Raw genomic sequence first — 16991 nt, 5'->3', positions numbered from 1 at the left:
ATTTCAGCGCCAGTAACAACGGGACGTCCTGTCCCTACAGACTGATATAGCGTTTCAGCTACCTGTGCGAATCTTGTTCCAAACCCGCGTACGAACCCGGTCGATATTCAGCGGCATCGCCTCAAGCGCAAACAACTTGCCCATCATTTCCGGACTTGGATACACCTTGGTGTCATTCTTGATCGCCGGGTCGATCAGGCTGTCCGCCTGTTCGTTGCCATTGGCGTAGTGCACGTAGTTGCTGACATCGGCCATGACGTCCGGGCGCAGCAGGTAGTTCATAAACGCGTACCCGGCCTTTTCGTCCGGTGCGTCAACCGGCATGGCGACCATGTCGAACCAGATCGCTGCGCCTTCCTTGGGAATCGCATAACCGATCTCGATGCCGTTTTTGGCTTCCTTGGCGCGGTTTTCCGCTTGCAGGATATCGCCGGAGAACCCGACCGCCACGCAAATGTCACCGTTGGCCAAGTCACTGGTGTACTTGGACGAATGGAAATAGCTGACATACGGCCGCACTTTCATCAGCAGGGCTTCAGCCTTTTTATAGTCTTCCGGTTTTTTGCTGTGATGTGGCAATCCCAGATAGTTCAGCGCGGCGGGCAGCAGTTCCGGGCCGTTGTCGAGGATCGCTACGCCACACTTCTGCAGTTTCTCCATGTTCTCGGGCTTGAAGATCAGGTCCCAGGAATCCACCGGTGCGTTGTCGCCCAGCACCGCTTTGACTTTGGCAATGTTGTAACCGATGCCGGTGCTGCCCCACAGGTACGGGAAGCCGTGCTCGTTACCCGGATCGTTGGCCTGCAACGCCTTGAGCAACACCGGGTTGAGGTTCTTCCAGTTCGGCAATTGGCTCTTGTCGAGTTTCTTCAGCGCCCCGCCTTCAATCTGTCGGGCCATGAAGTGGTTGGACGGGAACACAACGTCGTAACCGGATTTGCCGGTCATCAATTTGCCATCGAGGGTTTCGTTGCTGTCGTAGACGTCGTAGGTGAAGGCGATGCCGGTTTCTTTCTGGAAGTTTTTCGTGGTGTCTGGCGCGATGTAGTCCGACCAGTTGTAGATCTTGACGTTTTCGGCCGCTTGACTGATGGAGGCAGCCAGCATCAATGGGGCCAGTGTCAGTGTCTTTCGGATCATGAGTCGATTCCTGAAGGGGTTGTTGTTATTGGCAGGCAATCAAAAGATCAAAAAATCAAAAAATCAGGACGTAGGTCTTGCGCACGGTTTCCTGGATATCCCAGATGCCGAGGCTGTTGGCCGGCAACATCAGCGCGTCGCCTGCTTCGATAACCAGCGGCTCCCCGCCATCAGGGGTGAAGGTGCAGCGACCTTGAATGAAGTGGCAGAATTCCTGGGCGACGATCTGCCGCCGCCAGCGCCCCGGAGTGCATTCCCAGACGCCGGTTTCGACGCCGTCGTCGCGTTCGACGCTAGTGGTCGAGGCCACAGCCACAGGCGTGCCGAGCGGTACGGCGACGGGGTTCGATTCTTCCAGTTTCAGGGTGGCGGTGTTCTTGAATTGCGTGATGCTCATGGCAATACCTGTCGAGAAATTAAACCGTTTAGTGCATGAAGCCTTCCATGAAGCCCGCGACGCCGCTGGCCAGCTTGCGCCGCCACGGTGCGGTAGCCGGGTTGGCCAGGGTCTGGTCTTCGTGGACAAAGCTGCGGATGATCGCGTTGTAGCCGAGCCAGCGCACGGGCTCCGGCTCCCAGGTCCTGAGTGCGTCGAGACCACCCTCGGGGATGACCCACGGCTGACGAACCAGCTCGCTGTCCTGCTCGAGAATCAGGTCGGCCAGGGTGCGTCCACCGAGATTACTGGCCCCGACACCCTCCCCTCCATAACCACCGGACAAGGCGATGCCGTTGGCCCGGTCGCAAAGCATGTGCGGTTTGAAACGCCGGGACATACCGAGGTTACCGCCCCAGGCATGGGTGATCTGCACGTTCTTCAGTTGCGGGAACAATTCGCCGAACAGATAGCGGCGCAGTTCTTTTTCGTCGGTGCTCAGGTCAAAGTCGTGACGAAGCTTGCCAGCAAATTGATAGCCACCCCGGGCACCAAAAATCAAACGGTTGTCTGCCGTGCGCTGCCCATACGTCACCTGTCGACTGGCTTCGCTGAATGCCTGACCGCGGCTCAGGCCGATTTCGTCCCAAGTCGCGGCCGACAGCGGTTCAGTCGCGACGATCAGGCTCTGCACCGGCAACTGATAACGCCCCAGCGGCGGCAAAGTGACGGAGTAACCTTCGACCGCCGGCACTACCCAGCGACTGCGCACCGAGGCTTTTGCCGTGCGCAGGCTGCCTGACTGCCAATGGGTGACCGGGCTGTTTTCGTAGATCCTGACTCCCAGGCGTTCCACCGTTTGCGCCAGTCCGCGCACCAATTTGGCGGGGTGAAGGGTCGCGACGTGTGGTGCGTAGATACCGCCATAGGGTTTGGCGATCCGAATCTGTTGTGCCAGTTGCTCGGGGCTGAGCCAGCGGTAATCGCTTTCGTTGAGGCCCTGGCGATAAAGATCATCCAGGTAGTGGCGCAGGCTGACTTCCTGCTCGGGATAGCGAGCTGCGCAATACAGCGCACCACCTTTGCGATAGTCGCAGTCGATGCCTTCACGTTCGATGACAAGTTCTACTTCATCGGGAATGCTGTGCAACAAGTCGTAGGAAGCCCGGCGATCCTGCGGTGATAAACCGGCAAGCAGGCGATCCTCACCCAGCAAGTTTCCCATCAGCCAGCCGCCGTTGCGTCCTGACGCGCCGAACCCGGCGGTTTGCGCTTCAACGATGGCAATGCTCAGGCCTGGTGCCTGGCGCTTGAGATAGTACGCTGTCCAAAGACCGGTGTAGCCCGCGCCGATGATCGCGACGTCGACATCCAGATCCTGTTCCAGCGCCGGTCGCGCCAGCAAGGGCTCGTCGAGCTGGTCCATCCACAAACTGATAGTGCGCCACGCCGACATGCAAGACTCCGTCACCTGAAACTTCGATGGCGTTGATCCTAGTGCGTGGCTTCAGTCACTGTCTTGCGCGCGTGCACGCAAAGAAATTTGTTTCACGTAAGCCTTGGGTGACTGACCGGTGTGCTGACGAAAGCAGCTGTAAAACGCCGAGAGCGAATTGAAACCCGCCGCGAAGGCCAGGTCATCGATACGCAACGGCGGCGTTGCGGCATCCAGCGCCGCGAGCAAATGTTGCAAACGCGCCTGGTTGACGTAGCGGTAAAAGCTCTGGCCCAGCACCTGATTGAGCAGATAGGAAATCTGATTACGGCTGTAACCGCACTCCTTCGCCACCCGCTGCAGGTCGAGGTCTGGATCAAGATAGGGTTGCTGGCGCTGGAAATATTGCTGCAGATCGTCCGCCATGAAACTCAGTTGGCGCGGCGACAAGCCCAGTCGGCTGACGGCCGGACGCTGATTGCTGGTGTGCTTGCTGACCGGTTGTTCATGTACGAGAGAAGCGTACTCATTGACCCGCCAGATCAGCCCGTCCTTGACGGTGATCGCCTCGCTGGCGCGGAACGACACCAGCCCTTCACCGCCGCGCAAGGTAATTCGGTACTGAATGAAGGCGGTGTTGCCATCCAGCCGAATACGGTCGGAGTGCTCCAGCGCTTCGTCCGGGTCGCGTGGCATGCTGTTGCGTACGTATTCGCGCAAATCGCTCAGGCCCATGACGCGATTCTGAAAAAAGTCGTTGTACTGGATGTCAGGGTGATAGAGCGCCATGACACCGTCCAGGTCGCGGTGCTTCCAGCGCAAGTGGTAGCGCATGACCGTTTCGCCCGTCGCCTGGGTTTGCAGGGGGCCATCATCATCGGCGTGCATAAGGGTCTCAACGGAAAAAGTCGAGCTTGCCCAAGTTCCGCCACGGCTTCAACGACTAAACAGAGGTCTGTGGCTGCGTAGTGCCGTGATAGCGTGACCTGCATCAAAAAAATCGCAGCAATCGCCAAACGGCCTGAAAATTCCACATTTTTTTCACACACCGGTGCTACTTTAAAAGACTGTCACTGGTTGAACCAATGAAGGTTCTTCCCCCCTGGCATGGGCTAAAGGAAGCGCTCGATGAGGAAGGTGGGCAACACATGAATAAAGGGTTCAGTAAGGTCACGTTTCCAAACGCCTGTCAACTGATGCGCTGGCATTTTCATCCCATGGGATTCGAGGCGAACATGGATGCGCCGGGCAGCATGATTGCCCGACTGTTTGACCGAGCCACTGGCGAGACCATGATCGCCATTGCCGGAATTCCTTGCGCGACAGTCATGAATGCCGCGGACGTGGAGCGAATAATTGAAGCGGTGGAGGACGAACTCGAAGCGTTCATTCCTCCGCAGGCGCTTAGGAGCTATGCCTGAGGACTGACTTTTCAATAAAAAACCCACTTGATGTGGGTTTTTTATTATCCCGCGCAAGGATCGCAGCCTTCGGCAGCTCCTACGCGGATTGTACCTACCCCCCCGTAGGAGCTGCCGAAGGCTGCGATCTTTAGCGGTTCACCCCGACACCTTGCCCTGCCGATGATCGGCAAAATACGCCTTGCCCTTTCCAACCCGGTCAGACGCCTTGGGCATGTTGGCGGCCTGATTGTCCTGTGAATCGACGTACCAATAACAATGACTGACTGCCCGGGTAATACCAACGTAGGCCAGTCGCAGGATTTCGTCCTTTTGGGCGTTGTCGTATGCTTCACTGTCGCCAGCCTTCCCCAGACCCGCCATGCGGTAAACCTGATTTTTGTAGGGCGAACTGGTCAGGTGCTGGCAATCGCCGAGCAGAAACACCGCGTCGGCCTGAAGGCCCTTGGCGCTGTGGTAGGTCAACTGCTTCAACCTTCGAGACTCAAAGGGCAAGCTAGAATCCACATTAACTACAGGCTGAATATGCTGTTCTATCAATGACTTATCGCTACTTTTTCGATAAAGCATTAAGATTGAATCTCCCTTCCTGTAGTGCTCCATCAGACGCTGAGCCATGCCTTGGTCATCCCGATCAAGCACATTCACCGGCAGCAGCGCCTTGGGCTCGCCACTGGCCTTGGCCTTTTTCCCGGCAATCGCGGGCGCTGCACGAACAATATGCTCGGCGGCATCGATGATGTGCTGGTGACTGCGGTAGTTATCACTGAGCATCACCTTGGTGGTACTCGGCGACGGGAACTCCTTGTTGAACTCCATGAAATACGTCGGAGAACTGCCGCGCCAACCGTAGATGGATTGCCAGTCATCCCCCACGCACAACAACGACGAGCGCTGGGCACCCCGACCGACATGCATCGCCGGCCCACGACGACGGATCTCCGCCAGGCTCGCCCTGATCCAGGAGACGATTTGTGGCGATACGTCCTGAAATTCGTCGATCATCAAGTGTGACAATGGTCTAAGCAGTTCATCGCTCAAAAGCTTGAGGTTTTCCGGGGAGTGCTCGCTGAACAACGCGAACATGCGGTTGTACGTCATGACAGGCGGTTTCTGATCAAGCAAATGATCTTCCAGTGCCCTCCAGTAGAGACTCAAGGCTTCGAAGAAAAACCGGTCAGGATCGTCTTTGGCAAAGCTCATCTGCCCCACTGCAGCGGGCACGTCCAGTCCCAGGTTTTCGATAAACCCGGCGGCGGCGACGAAACAGTCCAGCAAGGGTGCAGATGCTAGCTCGCCCTTGACCTTGTAATCGAAGCCCGGCCCTGCACTGGCGTCACCAGCCAGTGAAGCTAAAAGACGGTCAGATGATTCGTAACTATCAAGCCATATCAATGGCTTACGACAGAAAGCTTGAAATAGGGTTCGCTTGACTGCCCATTCTGCGCGCACTGTCAGCTTGGCATTTGGGCGCGTGACCTGGGGATTTTCCCGCGGATCGAAACCCAGTACCACCCAGACATCCAGTGACGGAATGTAACCGTGACAATGAAATTTCGCGCCGTTGATCTCGAACGATTGGCGGTTGGGCTCGATGCCTTTGATTGGCCACGCGCCAGCACGCAACCACAAATCTTCGACGACATCGCACAGTTCTTCATCACGCCTGGCAGCCAACTCCGTGACGCCAATCCGCTTTTGCACATCCGGGTGATCACGCTCCAGCTCTTTGAGCTGCAACGCATGGCGGGACATCGGTTTGATCAGCTCGCGAAAACGCTCGTCCCTGCTATGTAGACGGTGATAACAGGCATTGAGCTGCTGGCGCTGAGCGTCATTGATACGCAGGTCGAACGGATTGCTGTCGACCTCTTCATCACTAATTTGGGTTCGAACGCTGAGGTTCTCGAAGGCTTGCAGCCGCTCGAAGCCCGGCAAGCTTCTTACCATCGGCAGAATCCGCGAGTGGAAAGTGCGCACCAGATCACGCGCTTCCTTGAAGCTGATCGCCCGCTCCCAGAGCGCAAACAGTTCGATCAGCTTATTGATGAAGTCCTTGCGCGACTCTCGGGTGAACGTCACGACCGTCATCGAACTCAGCTCAAAGCCCAGGTAATGGGTCAGGAGCAATATACGCAGTACCAGCGTGGTCGATTTGCCCGCGCCGGCACCGGCGATGACCGAGGTGGACGGTGTATCGCTGAAGATCATCTTCCACTGCGCAGCGCTGGGTTGTGCGTGTGACGCGAGCAGGCGCGCGACATCGGCTTTCATGCGTTTCTTCAGTTCGGCGCTCAATGGCAGGCGCCAATCGTCGAACAACAGGTCATCGACATTGGGCGCACGATGCTCGGTGCTGCGCGAGTCTCGGATCAGCAGGACTTGTCGACCCTCCTCCAGACCTTCGAGCCGGCCTTCCTTGTAGCCGTAATCCACACCAGCGCTGTGACCACTGCGGAAGCCGTCGGCCTGACCGTGCAACCACGATGCGCGGTGCTGGGCATGCAAGCGCGTGAGACTGTAACCGAAGAAACGGGCCAGCATGCGCTTGATCAGCGGCATCTCGCCCAGGGGACGAAGTTCAGGAGGAAGATCGGAGGTGTGTTGCGGCACGCGGACTGACTCCAGGGTGTGAGGCTGTTGGGCGCTATGGTGTCTGCATTTGCCGTTGAGTTCTAGTGAAATGCTTATAGCTCATTGGCTTATGCGATGAATTGAATGCTGTATGAGAGTTTTTTGAAACCTCTATACATCTATTTATTCGATGATAATGCCGCACTTTTTACGCTTTTTATCGATGAATTACTGATGGATGATGGCCGTCATCAACCACCGGTCTCGCTTCGTGGCTCACGCGCTTTGCCCCATGACGAACCTTTCAGGAGACGATCATGCTTGAACTCAGACCCTTCAACTCCCTCGGTGGCGCTCACCATGGCTGGTTGGATGCCCACCACCATTTTTCGTTCGCCGAGTACTACGACCCAACGCGCATGAACTGGGGCAACCTGCGGGTATGGAACGACGATGTGATTGCCCCAGGCACCGGATTCCCGCAGCACCCGCACCGGGACATGGAAATCATCACCTATGTCCGCGAAGGCGCAATTACCCACCAGGATAACCTTGGCAACAAGGGCCGTACCGAGGCGGGTGACGTTCAGGTCATGAGCGCCGGCACCGGGATCGCCCATAGCGAATACAACCTTGAATCGACCGAGACGCGAATTTTTCAAATCTGGATCATTCCAAACGAGTCCGGCCTGGCGCCGTCCTGGGGTGCCAAACCATTCCCGAAAGGTGAGCGCGAAGGTTTCGTAACCCTGGCGAGCGGCAAGCACGGTGACGATCAAAGCCTGCGGATTCGTGCCGATGCGCGATTGGTGGCAGCGAACCTGAAGGCTGGGGAGTCGGCCGAGTACCGTCTGGACAATGGTCGTCGTGCCTATCTCGTTCCGGCCACGGGCATCATTGAAGTCAATGGCTTGCGTGCACAAGCTCGAGACGGTGTCGCGGTTGCTGACGAACCCGTATTGCGAGTCACCGCGATTGAGGACAGTGAGATTGTTTTGGTGGATCTGGCTTGAGTTGGTGACAGCGAGATAAAAAAGGGGCAACCACCATGGTTGCCCCCTTTTTTTTGGCGACGGTACTCACGTCTTCGCTGGCAAGCCCGCCCCTACAGAGTCAGCATTCCCTGTAGGAGCTGGCTTGCCAGCGAAGGGGCCTTCATTTACTTCGCAGAAATGGCGCCATCCACGAGCGTTTGCGCTTCAGCCACCAACTGTTTGAGGTGATCGTCGCTGACAAAGCTCTCGGCATAGATCTTGTAGATGTCTTCCGTGCCCGATGGACGTGCCGCGAACCAGCCGTTTTCGGTCATGACCTTCAAACCGCCAATCGCCTGGTCGTTGCCTGGCGCATGGCTGAGGATGCTCTGGATCGTTTCTCCGGCCAGTTCGGTCGAGGTCACCTGCTGCGGCGACAGCTTGCTCAACAGAGCCTTTTGTTCAGGATTGGCCTTGGCATCGACTCGTACAGAGAACGGTTCGCCCAATTCATCGGTCAAAGCGCGGTAGGCCTGACTCGGATCACGACCGGTGCGGGCGGTCATCTCTGCGGCCAGCAGTGCCGGGATCAGCCCGTCCTTATCGGTACACCAGACACTACCGTCCTTGCGCAGGAACGATGCGCCGGCGCTTTCTTCGCCGCCAAAACCAAGAGAACCGTCGAACAGGCCATCGGCAAACCATTTGAAGCCAACCGGTACCTCGTACAGACGACGCCCCAGACGCTTGGCCACACGATCGATCAAGCCACTGCTGACCACGGTTTTACCCACGGCAGCATCGGCACGCCATTGCGGGCGATTCTGGAACAGGTAATCGATGCAAACGGCGAGGTAGTTGTTCGGCGCCAACAAGCCACCGGACGGGGTCACGATGCCGTGACGGTCATGATCCGGGTCACAGGCAAACGCCACATCGAAGCGCGACTTCAGACCGATCAGGCCTTGCATGGCATGGCTGGACGATGGGTCCATGCGGATCTGACCGTCCCAGTCGACGGTCATGAACCGGAAGGTCGAATCGACTTCTTTGTTCACCACGTCCAGGTCCAGACGGTAATGTTCGGCAATCGCCGACCAGTAGCGAACCCCTGCTCCACCCAGCGGATCGACGCCCAGTCGCAACTTGGCGTCGCGGATCGCATCGAAGTCGATCACGTTGATCAGATCGGCCACATAGGTGTTCACGTAGTCGTGACGATGAGTCGTGCTCGCCTTCAGCGCCTGCTCGTAACTGATGCGTTTGACCCCAGCGAGCTTGTTGGCCAGCAGTTCATTGGCCTTTGTCTCGATCCACTTGGTGATGTGGGTATCGGCCGGGCCGCCATTGGTGGGGTTGTACTTGTAGCCTCCGCTTTGCGGCGGGTTATGGGACGGTGTGATGACAATGCCATCGGCCAGGCCGGTGGTGCGTCCACGGTTGTAGCAAAGGATCGCGTGGGAGACTGCCGGCGTCGGGGTGTATTCGTCACCTTCGGCAATCATCACCGTCACGCCGTTGGCCGCCAGCACTTCGAGGGCACTGGCACCGGCCGGAGTGGACAGCGCATGGGTGTCGATACCGACAAACAGTGGGCCATCAACACCTTGAGCCTCGCGATACAGGCAAATAGCCTGGCTGATGGCCAGAACGTGCCATTCATTGAAACTCAGGTCGAACGAGCTGCCACGGTGCCCGGAGGTGCCGAACGCAACGCGCTGGGTCGATATGGCGGCATCAGGCTGGCCGGTATAATAGGCCGTTACCAGTCGCGGGATGTCGACCAACAATTCTGCCGGTGCCGGTTTGCCCGCAAAAGGACTGAGTGTCATGCAAAACCTCTGGGATCGAGTGGTTCAAGAGTTGGGGCGCAGTTTACTGGCAGTTTGACCACAACGCGATGGGATCGATCCAGGACGTTAGAAGTTGTCATTGCGCCCTCCTCAGTCCATCGCCTCCAGACGCAGCGCATCGCCCAGTAAACCCAAGGCGGCAGCGAGGTCATATTCTCCACCGAAGGTGTGACTCAACCGCAGATTCTGCGCGTGCAACCCCTGAAGGCTGAACAGTTCGCCTGGAGCAATGACCACATCCTGCGTCAACAGGCGCTGAAACACCCGGCGAACATTCACCCGGCGCAGCGAGCGTACCCATACGGTTGCGCCGCCCTGAGGTTCGACGACGTGCAAGGCGTCACCCAGGCGCTCGCGCAACAACTGGGTCATCTGCCCCTTTCGCTCCTTGAGCAGTCGTCGCAGTACTTGCAGGTGTTGATCGATTCGGCCATTGCTGTACAACCGGGCAATGGCTTTCTGGCGGATCGGTGACAGGCGGAAAGAACGCAACATGAACTGCCGTTGCAGTTGCGCGCTGAAATGCCTGGAAAGCAGATACCCGAAAGGCGCTTCCGGGCCGATGATTTTCTCGAATGAGGAAAACACCATCAGGCGTTCCGGGGCGAGCAGATCGCGAAACCGCGGGCGACCCGCCTCAAAGGCCAGTTCCCCATAGCAGTCGTTCTCCAGTACCCAACTGCCGTGTTGTGCCAGCAATCGAGCGATGGCCTGGCGGTTGTCATCTGGCGCCAGGCTGCCGCGCGGCATGTTCAAGCCCGAGGACACCATGACCAACCGAACCGATTCGGTTTCCAGCAACATCTTGAGCCGTTCGAAGTCCAGACAACTGTTTGCCATCACTGGCAACTCGATCACCCGCACGCAAGAGGCTTGGAACAAGCGCAATATTGCCCAGTCGCACGGCGATTCGACCACCACTGCCGCGTCGTTCAAACCCAATACAGCGATGATTATTTCCAGCACACCTCGAAGGTCGGCGCCGACGAAAACGTCATCGGCATGCCAGCATCGAACCGGCGACGTGGTGTAGCGTGCCGCCAGGGCGGTGCGCAATTCCAGTTCACCATAGGGTTGCGCGAATGGTAGCGACTGGCGCGGGTATTGACGCAGCAGTTCACGCTCCAGCAGCAGCAAGGGACTGTCGAGCGGCTGCAACAAAGCAGGCTCATCGGCACTCAGGACCAGCACCCCCGGACGTCGGGCATTGACGTAGACGGTTTCGAGCAAGTCGTTGCTGCTGTGCATCAAGTCGATCGAGGACGCCGGTACCGCGAAATAGCCAGACTTGGCCACGGAATAGACCCGCCCTTCTTTTTCCAGCAACGCATACGCGTACTGGATGGTCGAGATCGACACATTAAGGCGAATCGCCAGGCGCCTCAACGAGGGCAAACGCAAACGTCCATGCCCGAAGGACTCGTTGATCAGAGTGGTGAGGTATCGGTAGACCGCCTGATAGGCGAAATCGGCGTCTCGTGGACCCTTCATCGCCACCGGCCAATCGCGCATCCGCGCAACCCACGCACTGTCAACGACCCACAGACCATTCATCTGCCATAGCGATACCGGCTTCTGGAGAATCCGCGCCGTCACTGGCCGTTTCGGTCCTCTCGCCCGGAATATCGGGCACCAACTCCATTCGATACAGTCTGCCGATCAAGCTGACCGGCAGCCCGCTGACTTCAACCATCCACTGCATGATCTGTTCGGCGACGGGATGCCCCTGCATGGCCCGGTGCAGGTCGGGCATGGCCACCAGCATGCCCGGGTGACACAGTCGTAAAAAGCGCTCGAGGCCGGCCCCCTTGTCGATAAACGGCGCAAACAGCAGGCAAACAAGCTGCGCTTCATTCAGACCGAGGATCCTGTGCGCATCAGCCGTAGTCCGTTGACGCTGCTGTGCCAGCGTTGCCGGATTGCCAAAGGCTTCGATCAATTGTTCACACATCTGATCGGGTAACTGCTTGCGACGCATCATCACCAAGGCTCGCTTCAAGTGTTCGACGACCACTGCCTCGTAACTGCGACCTTGCTGCAAACAGGCCTGCAATCCGCACAGGTGAGCCGCGACCGCCAGGCTGACGAACTCGTTGTCTCTGATCTGGGCACTCGGTGCATCAGGCTGGAATCCAAGAAACTCGTTCAGTAGGGGCCAGCGCTCTTCTGCGGGACTGACCAACATGTCGTGAATATCAATGCAGGTCGCGCGGCGACAGGTTTCAAAGCGTTCTGCCGGACGCCATTGCGCCCGATCCTGATCGGCGTAGAACTCGCGGTAACTGTCACTGCCCAGTTCATCGAGCAACGTGAACAGCCCCGTGTTTGCAAATTCGCCGATGTCCGGCAAGTCCAATCCCGCTGTCATGGCGGCGCGATTCAAACCGTCGATAAACTGTTTCTGCTGGCGCGGCGTTTCGTTGCTGAGCAATGCATCGACGCCCCCCTCCCAGCGAGCGATCTGCCCATAAAACTCGCCAGTGGCCAGATAGCCGCTACGCCCGGCATCAAGCGCCTCGCTGTAGTGTCGGCGATGGCCGAGCAACAGCAGATTCAGCCGGTTTGACTCAGTGCCGGCGTTGGAATTCGGTGCCTGATGATTGAACGGCAACACCTCCCGATCATCCACCATCAACACCTCAACCCGAAGATCGTCATAGATGAACAATGCACTGTTGGTGCGGTGCATGTTTTCCAGGGCCGTCGCGCTGTTCCCGTTCAATCTCAATGAGGCGATGCGCAGTTTGAATGTCGTAGGCGAACGAGTTGCGATCGTCAACTGAGCCGCCCGAAGCAGCGCCAGGCTATAACAGTTGTCGCGAGTTCCTGTCTGGATCGCCAGCACCTTGAAATCACCGATGTTTTCCATTCCCCCTGCCGCTACCGCCAGGCGCTGGATCAACAATTGCAATGCCGTGCGTTCGGCTCGAGAAAAAAATCCGAGCAATCTGTGCAGTACCTGTTGATAGACATTGTTCATCGCTTGATCATGAATGCTGGTCATCTTTATTTACCTGGTACTTGTAAGTTCTATAGTGCACCAACAGTCCCGCACAACGAGCGGACTGCGCGGCTATAAGCCATGGAAATTACGGTCAAATACTAGCACTCGAATTCAATGGCATCTTTTTCGAGCATTCTTGGTGGGCCTGTGGAGACAGCATCAAGAACGGACCTATGCCATTGTTTTTAAACCATTTATTTAGTTTGTCCGGCGCTCCTAGGAAATATCCCACAACGTCCCACAAACGTTTAACACAGGAAATAAGGAAAGCAGTTATCGCCGCGCTTACAGTATCTACGCAACAACATGTTCTTTTTGATAAATGCACCCAAGGCGCACATAGACAAGTATCAGCCTGACACACAGACATGACTCATTCCTTGAGATGAAAGTAATCATTCAATTATCAGGGCTTAGTGACTGATTAGAAGCCACAGATTGAGAGCAAAAACCAGTTCAGTTGTGGATACCGACTGAGATCATGCCGTTAGGAGCGCTTGTTTTCGGAGGGATAAATGCAAAAAAGTCCGTGGTACACGGACTTTTTTTAACGCAGGGAGGATGGATTACGCCGGTTCGACCTGGAGAGCAACCCGTTCACGACATGGGCATTCGTCCATGTAGCGATGCGCCTGGACAAACTCGGCAAACGGGAAGACCCGAGTCTTGAGCGGCAGGAGCACACGATCAGCTGTCATCTGGTTGATGTCACGCAAGGCGCGTTGCAACGCGACCTGATCCTGGATGATGCCTAGTTCGGGCTTGCCGGTAAAATTGCCGATGCAGTGCACGAAGAACTGAATATTCTTCTGGAACGCTGCGCACGCCGGGAACGGCGTCTGATTACCGCCCTGCAGGCCGTACAGCACCAGGCTGCCGCGAGGTGCGAGCACGTCACCCAATAACGACATCTGCGGACCGCCCAGACCATCGAACACCACATCCACGCCGCGGTTGTCGGTGATCTTGTTGATCCGCATCAGCAGATCTTCCTCTTCGGTGACGATGACCTTTTCGGCACCGAGCGACAGCAGGTATTCGCGCTCTTGCGCTGTCTTGGTCGCGGCAATTACCCGTACACCCAGGGCTTTGCCCAGTTGCACGAAGGAAGGCCCCGCGCAGTGACTGGCGTCGGTGACCAGGACAAATTGCCCGGGTTTGACCCGTGCCAGATCGGTATAGGCGAAATAGGCGATCAACAGCGGCGTGTAGTGCACGCTCGCTTCAATCGGACTGAGCACATCCGGGTAACGGGTCAGGGCCGAGCGCGGCAGAACAATCTGCTCGCCGTAGACAGGATAATCGTTCGGGCTTTCGGCCGGGAAACTGGCCACCTTGTCGCCGACCGCCAGGTCTTCAACACCTTGACCCACGGCAGTGACGACGCCGGCCATTTCCTGGCCAAGACCGGAAGGCAAACGAGCATGGGAAGGTGCCAGGTTCTGGCGCCACAATGTGTCATACCAGCTGATGCCAATCGCCTCGACGCGCACCTGCACTTCGCCCGGTGCAGGCTGAGCGGCCGCATGCTCTTCGCATTTGAGCACCTCGGCTGGACCAAACTTGTGAAAACGGATCGTGCGGGACATCGCAAACCTCGCCAATTGAACCTCTAATGCCATGAACTCTAGCTGGGCTTTTAACCCAAGACTATCTGTGGCTATTAATAGTCGACATGCCTGTCATTGATTTCGCCCTTTCGGAAACATCGCCAGATGCAGTATGAATCCGACGTAGCCTTTGTAGGAAATCTGAATTTCTCGGTGCAGAGTACCAGCCTTTACCCGTAAGATTCCCGCTGGCCATTGTTCTCATATGGCCGCCCACGTCAAGCTTGCTGACTCTGCCAGGACTCCAGATGAATCGTAATGACCTGCGTCGTGTCGACCTGAACCTGTTGATCGTTTTCGAAACATTGATGCACGAACGCAGCGTGACCCGCGCGGCGGAAAAACTTTTTCTCGGCCAACCCGCTATCAGTGCAGCGCTCTCGCGCTTGCGCGGTCTGTTCGATGACCCGTTGTTCGTGCGCACCGGCCGCAGCATGGAGCCGTCTGCACGGGCGATCGAAATCTTCGCCCTGCTCTCTCCGGCACTGGATTCGATTTCCACGGCGGTCAGCCGGGCAGCCGAATTTGATCCGGCCACCAGTACCGCAGTGTTTCGCATCGGACTGTCCGACGACGTCGAATTCGCCCTGCTGCCGATGCTGCTCAAGCGCCTGCGCGCTGAGTCACCGGGTATCGTGCTGGTAGTGCGACGAGTCAACTACATCCTGATGCCAGGACTGCTCGCTTCCGGGGAGATTTCCATCGGTGTCAGTTACACCACCGACCTGCCGGCCAATGCCAAGCGCAAAGTGCTGCGCCGCAGCCAGCCTAAACTGTTGCGGGCCGACACCGTCCCGGGGCCATTGAGCCTGGATGACTACTGCGCACGACCCCACGCACTGGTATCGTTTGCCGGCGACCTCAGCGGTTTTATTGATGAAGAGCTGGAGAAGCTCGGTCGTAAACGCCACGTGGTACTGGCCGTGCCGCAGTTCAACGGATTGAGTACCTTACTCGCCGGAACGGACATTGTCGCCACGGTACCAGACTACACAGCCGATGCACTGACCGCCGCGGGCGGTGTTCGTGCCGAGGATCCACCCTTGCCGGTGCGCAGTTTTGAACTGCACATGGCCTGGCGTGGATCACAGGATAACGATCCGGGTGAGCGCTGGTTGCGATCGCGGATTCAGATGTTCTTCGGGGATCCGGACAGTCTTTAACCGGTAAGGCCTAGAGGCCTAAAAGCCCAGCAACCAAAGGGCTAAGGCACTCCGAAGACCTCCTGTCTTATCTAGTTTCCTCCGTTGTAATCCGGGACATCTGGGGGCATTATTGGGGCAATGCAGCACTACACACCCCGTGGATGCCCCCAGAATGACAGCCGATACTGATCACGCAACCCCGCCAAAAAAGCCCCCGAACCCACCGGTTACTGGTGACACTCAAATCAAAGGATTAAAGGTTCCAGGGAGATACAACGTACCCGGTGTGCCAGGCATGTACTTGGAAGTAAGCAAGGCTGGCGGGAAGCTTTGGCGCCTGAAGTACCGGCTGCACGGAAAGGAAAACCGCTACGCCATCGGCACCTACCCAACCATCAAACTGGTGGCAGCCCGAGACGCTGCGTGGAAAGCAAAAGAACTTATAGACAAGGGAATCGCCCCATCAAAAGCCCGAAAAGCCAAAGCCGAAGCTGACCAATTGGAAGTAGGTCGCACTTTCGAGCACGTCGCCGCATTATGGCTGGAGAAGAAGGCGCCCAAGCTCGTCGATAAATCCCTTGCCGGGTTTCGAGGGGCATTGGCCAAACACATCTACCCTACCCTTGGCAAAATGCCCGTCGCCGACATCAAGCTCGAGCACGTCGCTGATGTGCTCACCAAACTCACCTCCAAAGGCAGCGGAGCGATGGCCAAGCGATGCCGAACCATTGTGCGCGGCGTCCTGGGATTTGCACACGGCCGCGGCTGGATCACCCAAAACCCCGCCATCAGCACCAGCGACGAACTGAAAATCCAACACGCCGCGACCAGCGCTGCAGCACTCGAAAAGCCTGAAGATCTTGCCAACTACCTGCAGCGGCTGACCGACCTAGGGCAGGAGAGCGTGCCCCAGGCATTGCGGCTGCTGGCACTGATCCCCGCCAGGCCCGGCGAGCTTGCCAGCATGCGCTGGGAGGATGTTGATCTCGACACGGCCGATTGGCGCTATGTGATAAGCAAGACCAAGCACCTGAACACCGAGAAGCATATCGCGGTGCTGCCGATACAGGCCGTCGCGATCCTGCGTGAGCTTCATGAGGGCCGTGTAGTGAATGCCAAGGGCGAAGGTTGGGCGTTCCCGAGTCCTGTTCACCCCGGCAAACCAATTACCCCGGACTCGCTACTCAAAGCTGCCCAACGGCTGTGGCCGGCAGGCAAGATTTCGGCACACGGATTTCGAAGCACGTTCAGGACTTTGGCACACGAGATACTAGAAATTGATTTCGTCGTGCTCGAATTAATGCTGTCGCACAAGATGCCCGGACCGCACGGGGCGACGTACGCGAGAGCGAAGCTCCTGAAACAGCGCCGCGAAGCTGCCCAGACATGGGCTGACTACCTCGACACACTGCGCAACAAAGCCTCGCTAGATGCCCCATAAAAGAGCTAAACGGAGAAA

Annotated in this window: 13 protein-coding genes; 4 read left to right on the top strand and 9 right to left on the bottom strand. The window is 57.3% G+C overall.

Annotated features, from left to right (window positions below; all coding sequences use genetic code 11):
- Positions 1-54: 54 nt before the first annotated feature.
- From AD668_RS15240 to AD668_RS15225, 4 genes are read right to left on the bottom strand one after another with little or no spacing between them, the layout of a single operon-like run.
- On the bottom strand, positions 55-1140 hold the full coding sequence (locus tag AD668_RS15240; protein ID WP_053160157.1) for a polyamine ABC transporter substrate-binding protein: 1086 nt from the start codon (positions 1138-1140) through the stop codon (positions 55-57).
- Positions 1141-1195: 55 nt separating this feature from the next.
- Positions 1196-1537, bottom strand: a complete 342-nt coding sequence (locus AD668_RS15235; RefSeq protein WP_053160156.1) for a cupin domain-containing protein — start codon at positions 1535-1537, stop codon at positions 1196-1198.
- A 28-nt stretch (positions 1538-1565) separates the two neighbouring features.
- Complete coding sequence (locus AD668_RS15230; RefSeq protein WP_053160153.1) at positions 1566-2972, bottom strand: FAD-binding oxidoreductase; 1407 nt, start codon at positions 2970-2972, stop codon at positions 1566-1568.
- Positions 2973-3023: 51 nt separating this feature from the next.
- Positions 3024-3839: an AraC family transcriptional regulator gene (locus AD668_RS15225; protein ID WP_053160152.1), complete on the bottom strand. Its 816-nt coding sequence runs from the start codon at positions 3837-3839 to the stop codon at positions 3024-3026.
- A 260-nt stretch (positions 3840-4099) separates the two neighbouring features.
- Here AD668_RS15225 and AD668_RS15220 point away from each other — a divergent pair, with 260 nt between their 5' ends.
- Positions 4100-4372 (top strand): DUF1652 domain-containing protein, encoded by a 273-nt coding sequence (locus tag AD668_RS15220; protein ID WP_053160419.1) that lies wholly within the window; start codon positions 4100-4102, stop codon positions 4370-4372.
- A gap of 138 nt (positions 4373-4510) precedes the next feature.
- Here the strand turns inward: AD668_RS15220 and AD668_RS15215 are convergent, their stop codons facing one another.
- Positions 4511-6985 (bottom strand): UvrD-helicase domain-containing protein, encoded by a 2475-nt coding sequence (locus AD668_RS15215; RefSeq protein ID WP_053160150.1) that lies wholly within the window; start codon positions 6983-6985, stop codon positions 4511-4513.
- 278 nt (positions 6986-7263) lie between these two features.
- On the opposite strand from AD668_RS15215, the gene AD668_RS15210 reads away from it, so the two are divergent.
- Positions 7264-7959: a pirin family protein gene (locus AD668_RS15210; protein ID WP_053160148.1), complete on the top strand. Its 696-nt coding sequence runs from the start codon at positions 7264-7266 to the stop codon at positions 7957-7959.
- 146 nt (positions 7960-8105) lie between these two features.
- Here AD668_RS15210 and pgm read toward each other — a convergent pair whose 3' ends face one another.
- The 4 genes from pgm to AD668_RS15190 all read right to left on the bottom strand — a co-directional run bounded on the left by pgm (position 8106) and on the right by AD668_RS15190 (position 14366).
- Complete coding sequence (pgm, locus tag AD668_RS15205) at positions 8106-9752, bottom strand: phosphoglucomutase (alpha-D-glucose-1,6-bisphosphate-dependent) (protein WP_053160145.1); 1647 nt, start codon at positions 9750-9752, stop codon at positions 8106-8108.
- A gap of 111 nt (positions 9753-9863) precedes the next feature.
- Positions 9864-11264: a PLP-dependent aminotransferase family protein gene (locus AD668_RS15200; RefSeq protein ID WP_053160416.1), complete on the bottom strand. Its 1401-nt coding sequence runs from the start codon at positions 11262-11264 to the stop codon at positions 9864-9866.
- Between the two features lie 40 nt (positions 11265-11304).
- Positions 11305-12777: a hypothetical protein gene (locus tag AD668_RS15195; RefSeq protein WP_053160143.1), complete on the bottom strand. Its 1473-nt coding sequence runs from the start codon at positions 12775-12777 to the stop codon at positions 11305-11307.
- A gap of 566 nt (positions 12778-13343) precedes the next feature.
- Positions 13344-14366 carry a zinc-dependent alcohol dehydrogenase family protein gene (locus tag AD668_RS15190; protein WP_053160141.1) on the bottom strand — a complete coding sequence of 341 codons (1023 nt, stop codon included), beginning with the start codon at positions 14364-14366 and terminating at the stop codon, positions 13344-13346.
- Between the two features lie 269 nt (positions 14367-14635).
- Here AD668_RS15190 and AD668_RS15185 point away from each other — a divergent pair, with 269 nt between their 5' ends.
- Together AD668_RS15185 and AD668_RS15180 are read left to right on the top strand one after the other, a co-directional pair.
- Complete coding sequence (locus tag AD668_RS15185; protein WP_053160139.1) at positions 14636-15550, top strand: LysR family transcriptional regulator; 915 nt, start codon at positions 14636-14638, stop codon at positions 15548-15550.
- A gap of 154 nt (positions 15551-15704) precedes the next feature.
- On the top strand, positions 15705-16973 hold the full coding sequence (locus AD668_RS15180; RefSeq protein ID WP_082344484.1) for a site-specific integrase: 1269 nt from the start codon (positions 15705-15707) through the stop codon (positions 16971-16973).
- Positions 16974-16991 lie beyond the last annotated feature (18 nt).

The sequence above is a fragment of the Pseudomonas sp. P1.8 genome (assembly GCF_001269805.1).
GTDB lineage: Bacteria > Pseudomonadota > Gammaproteobacteria > Pseudomonadales > Pseudomonadaceae > Aquipseudomonas.
This window is presented reverse-complemented; position numbering and strand designations above follow the sequence as displayed.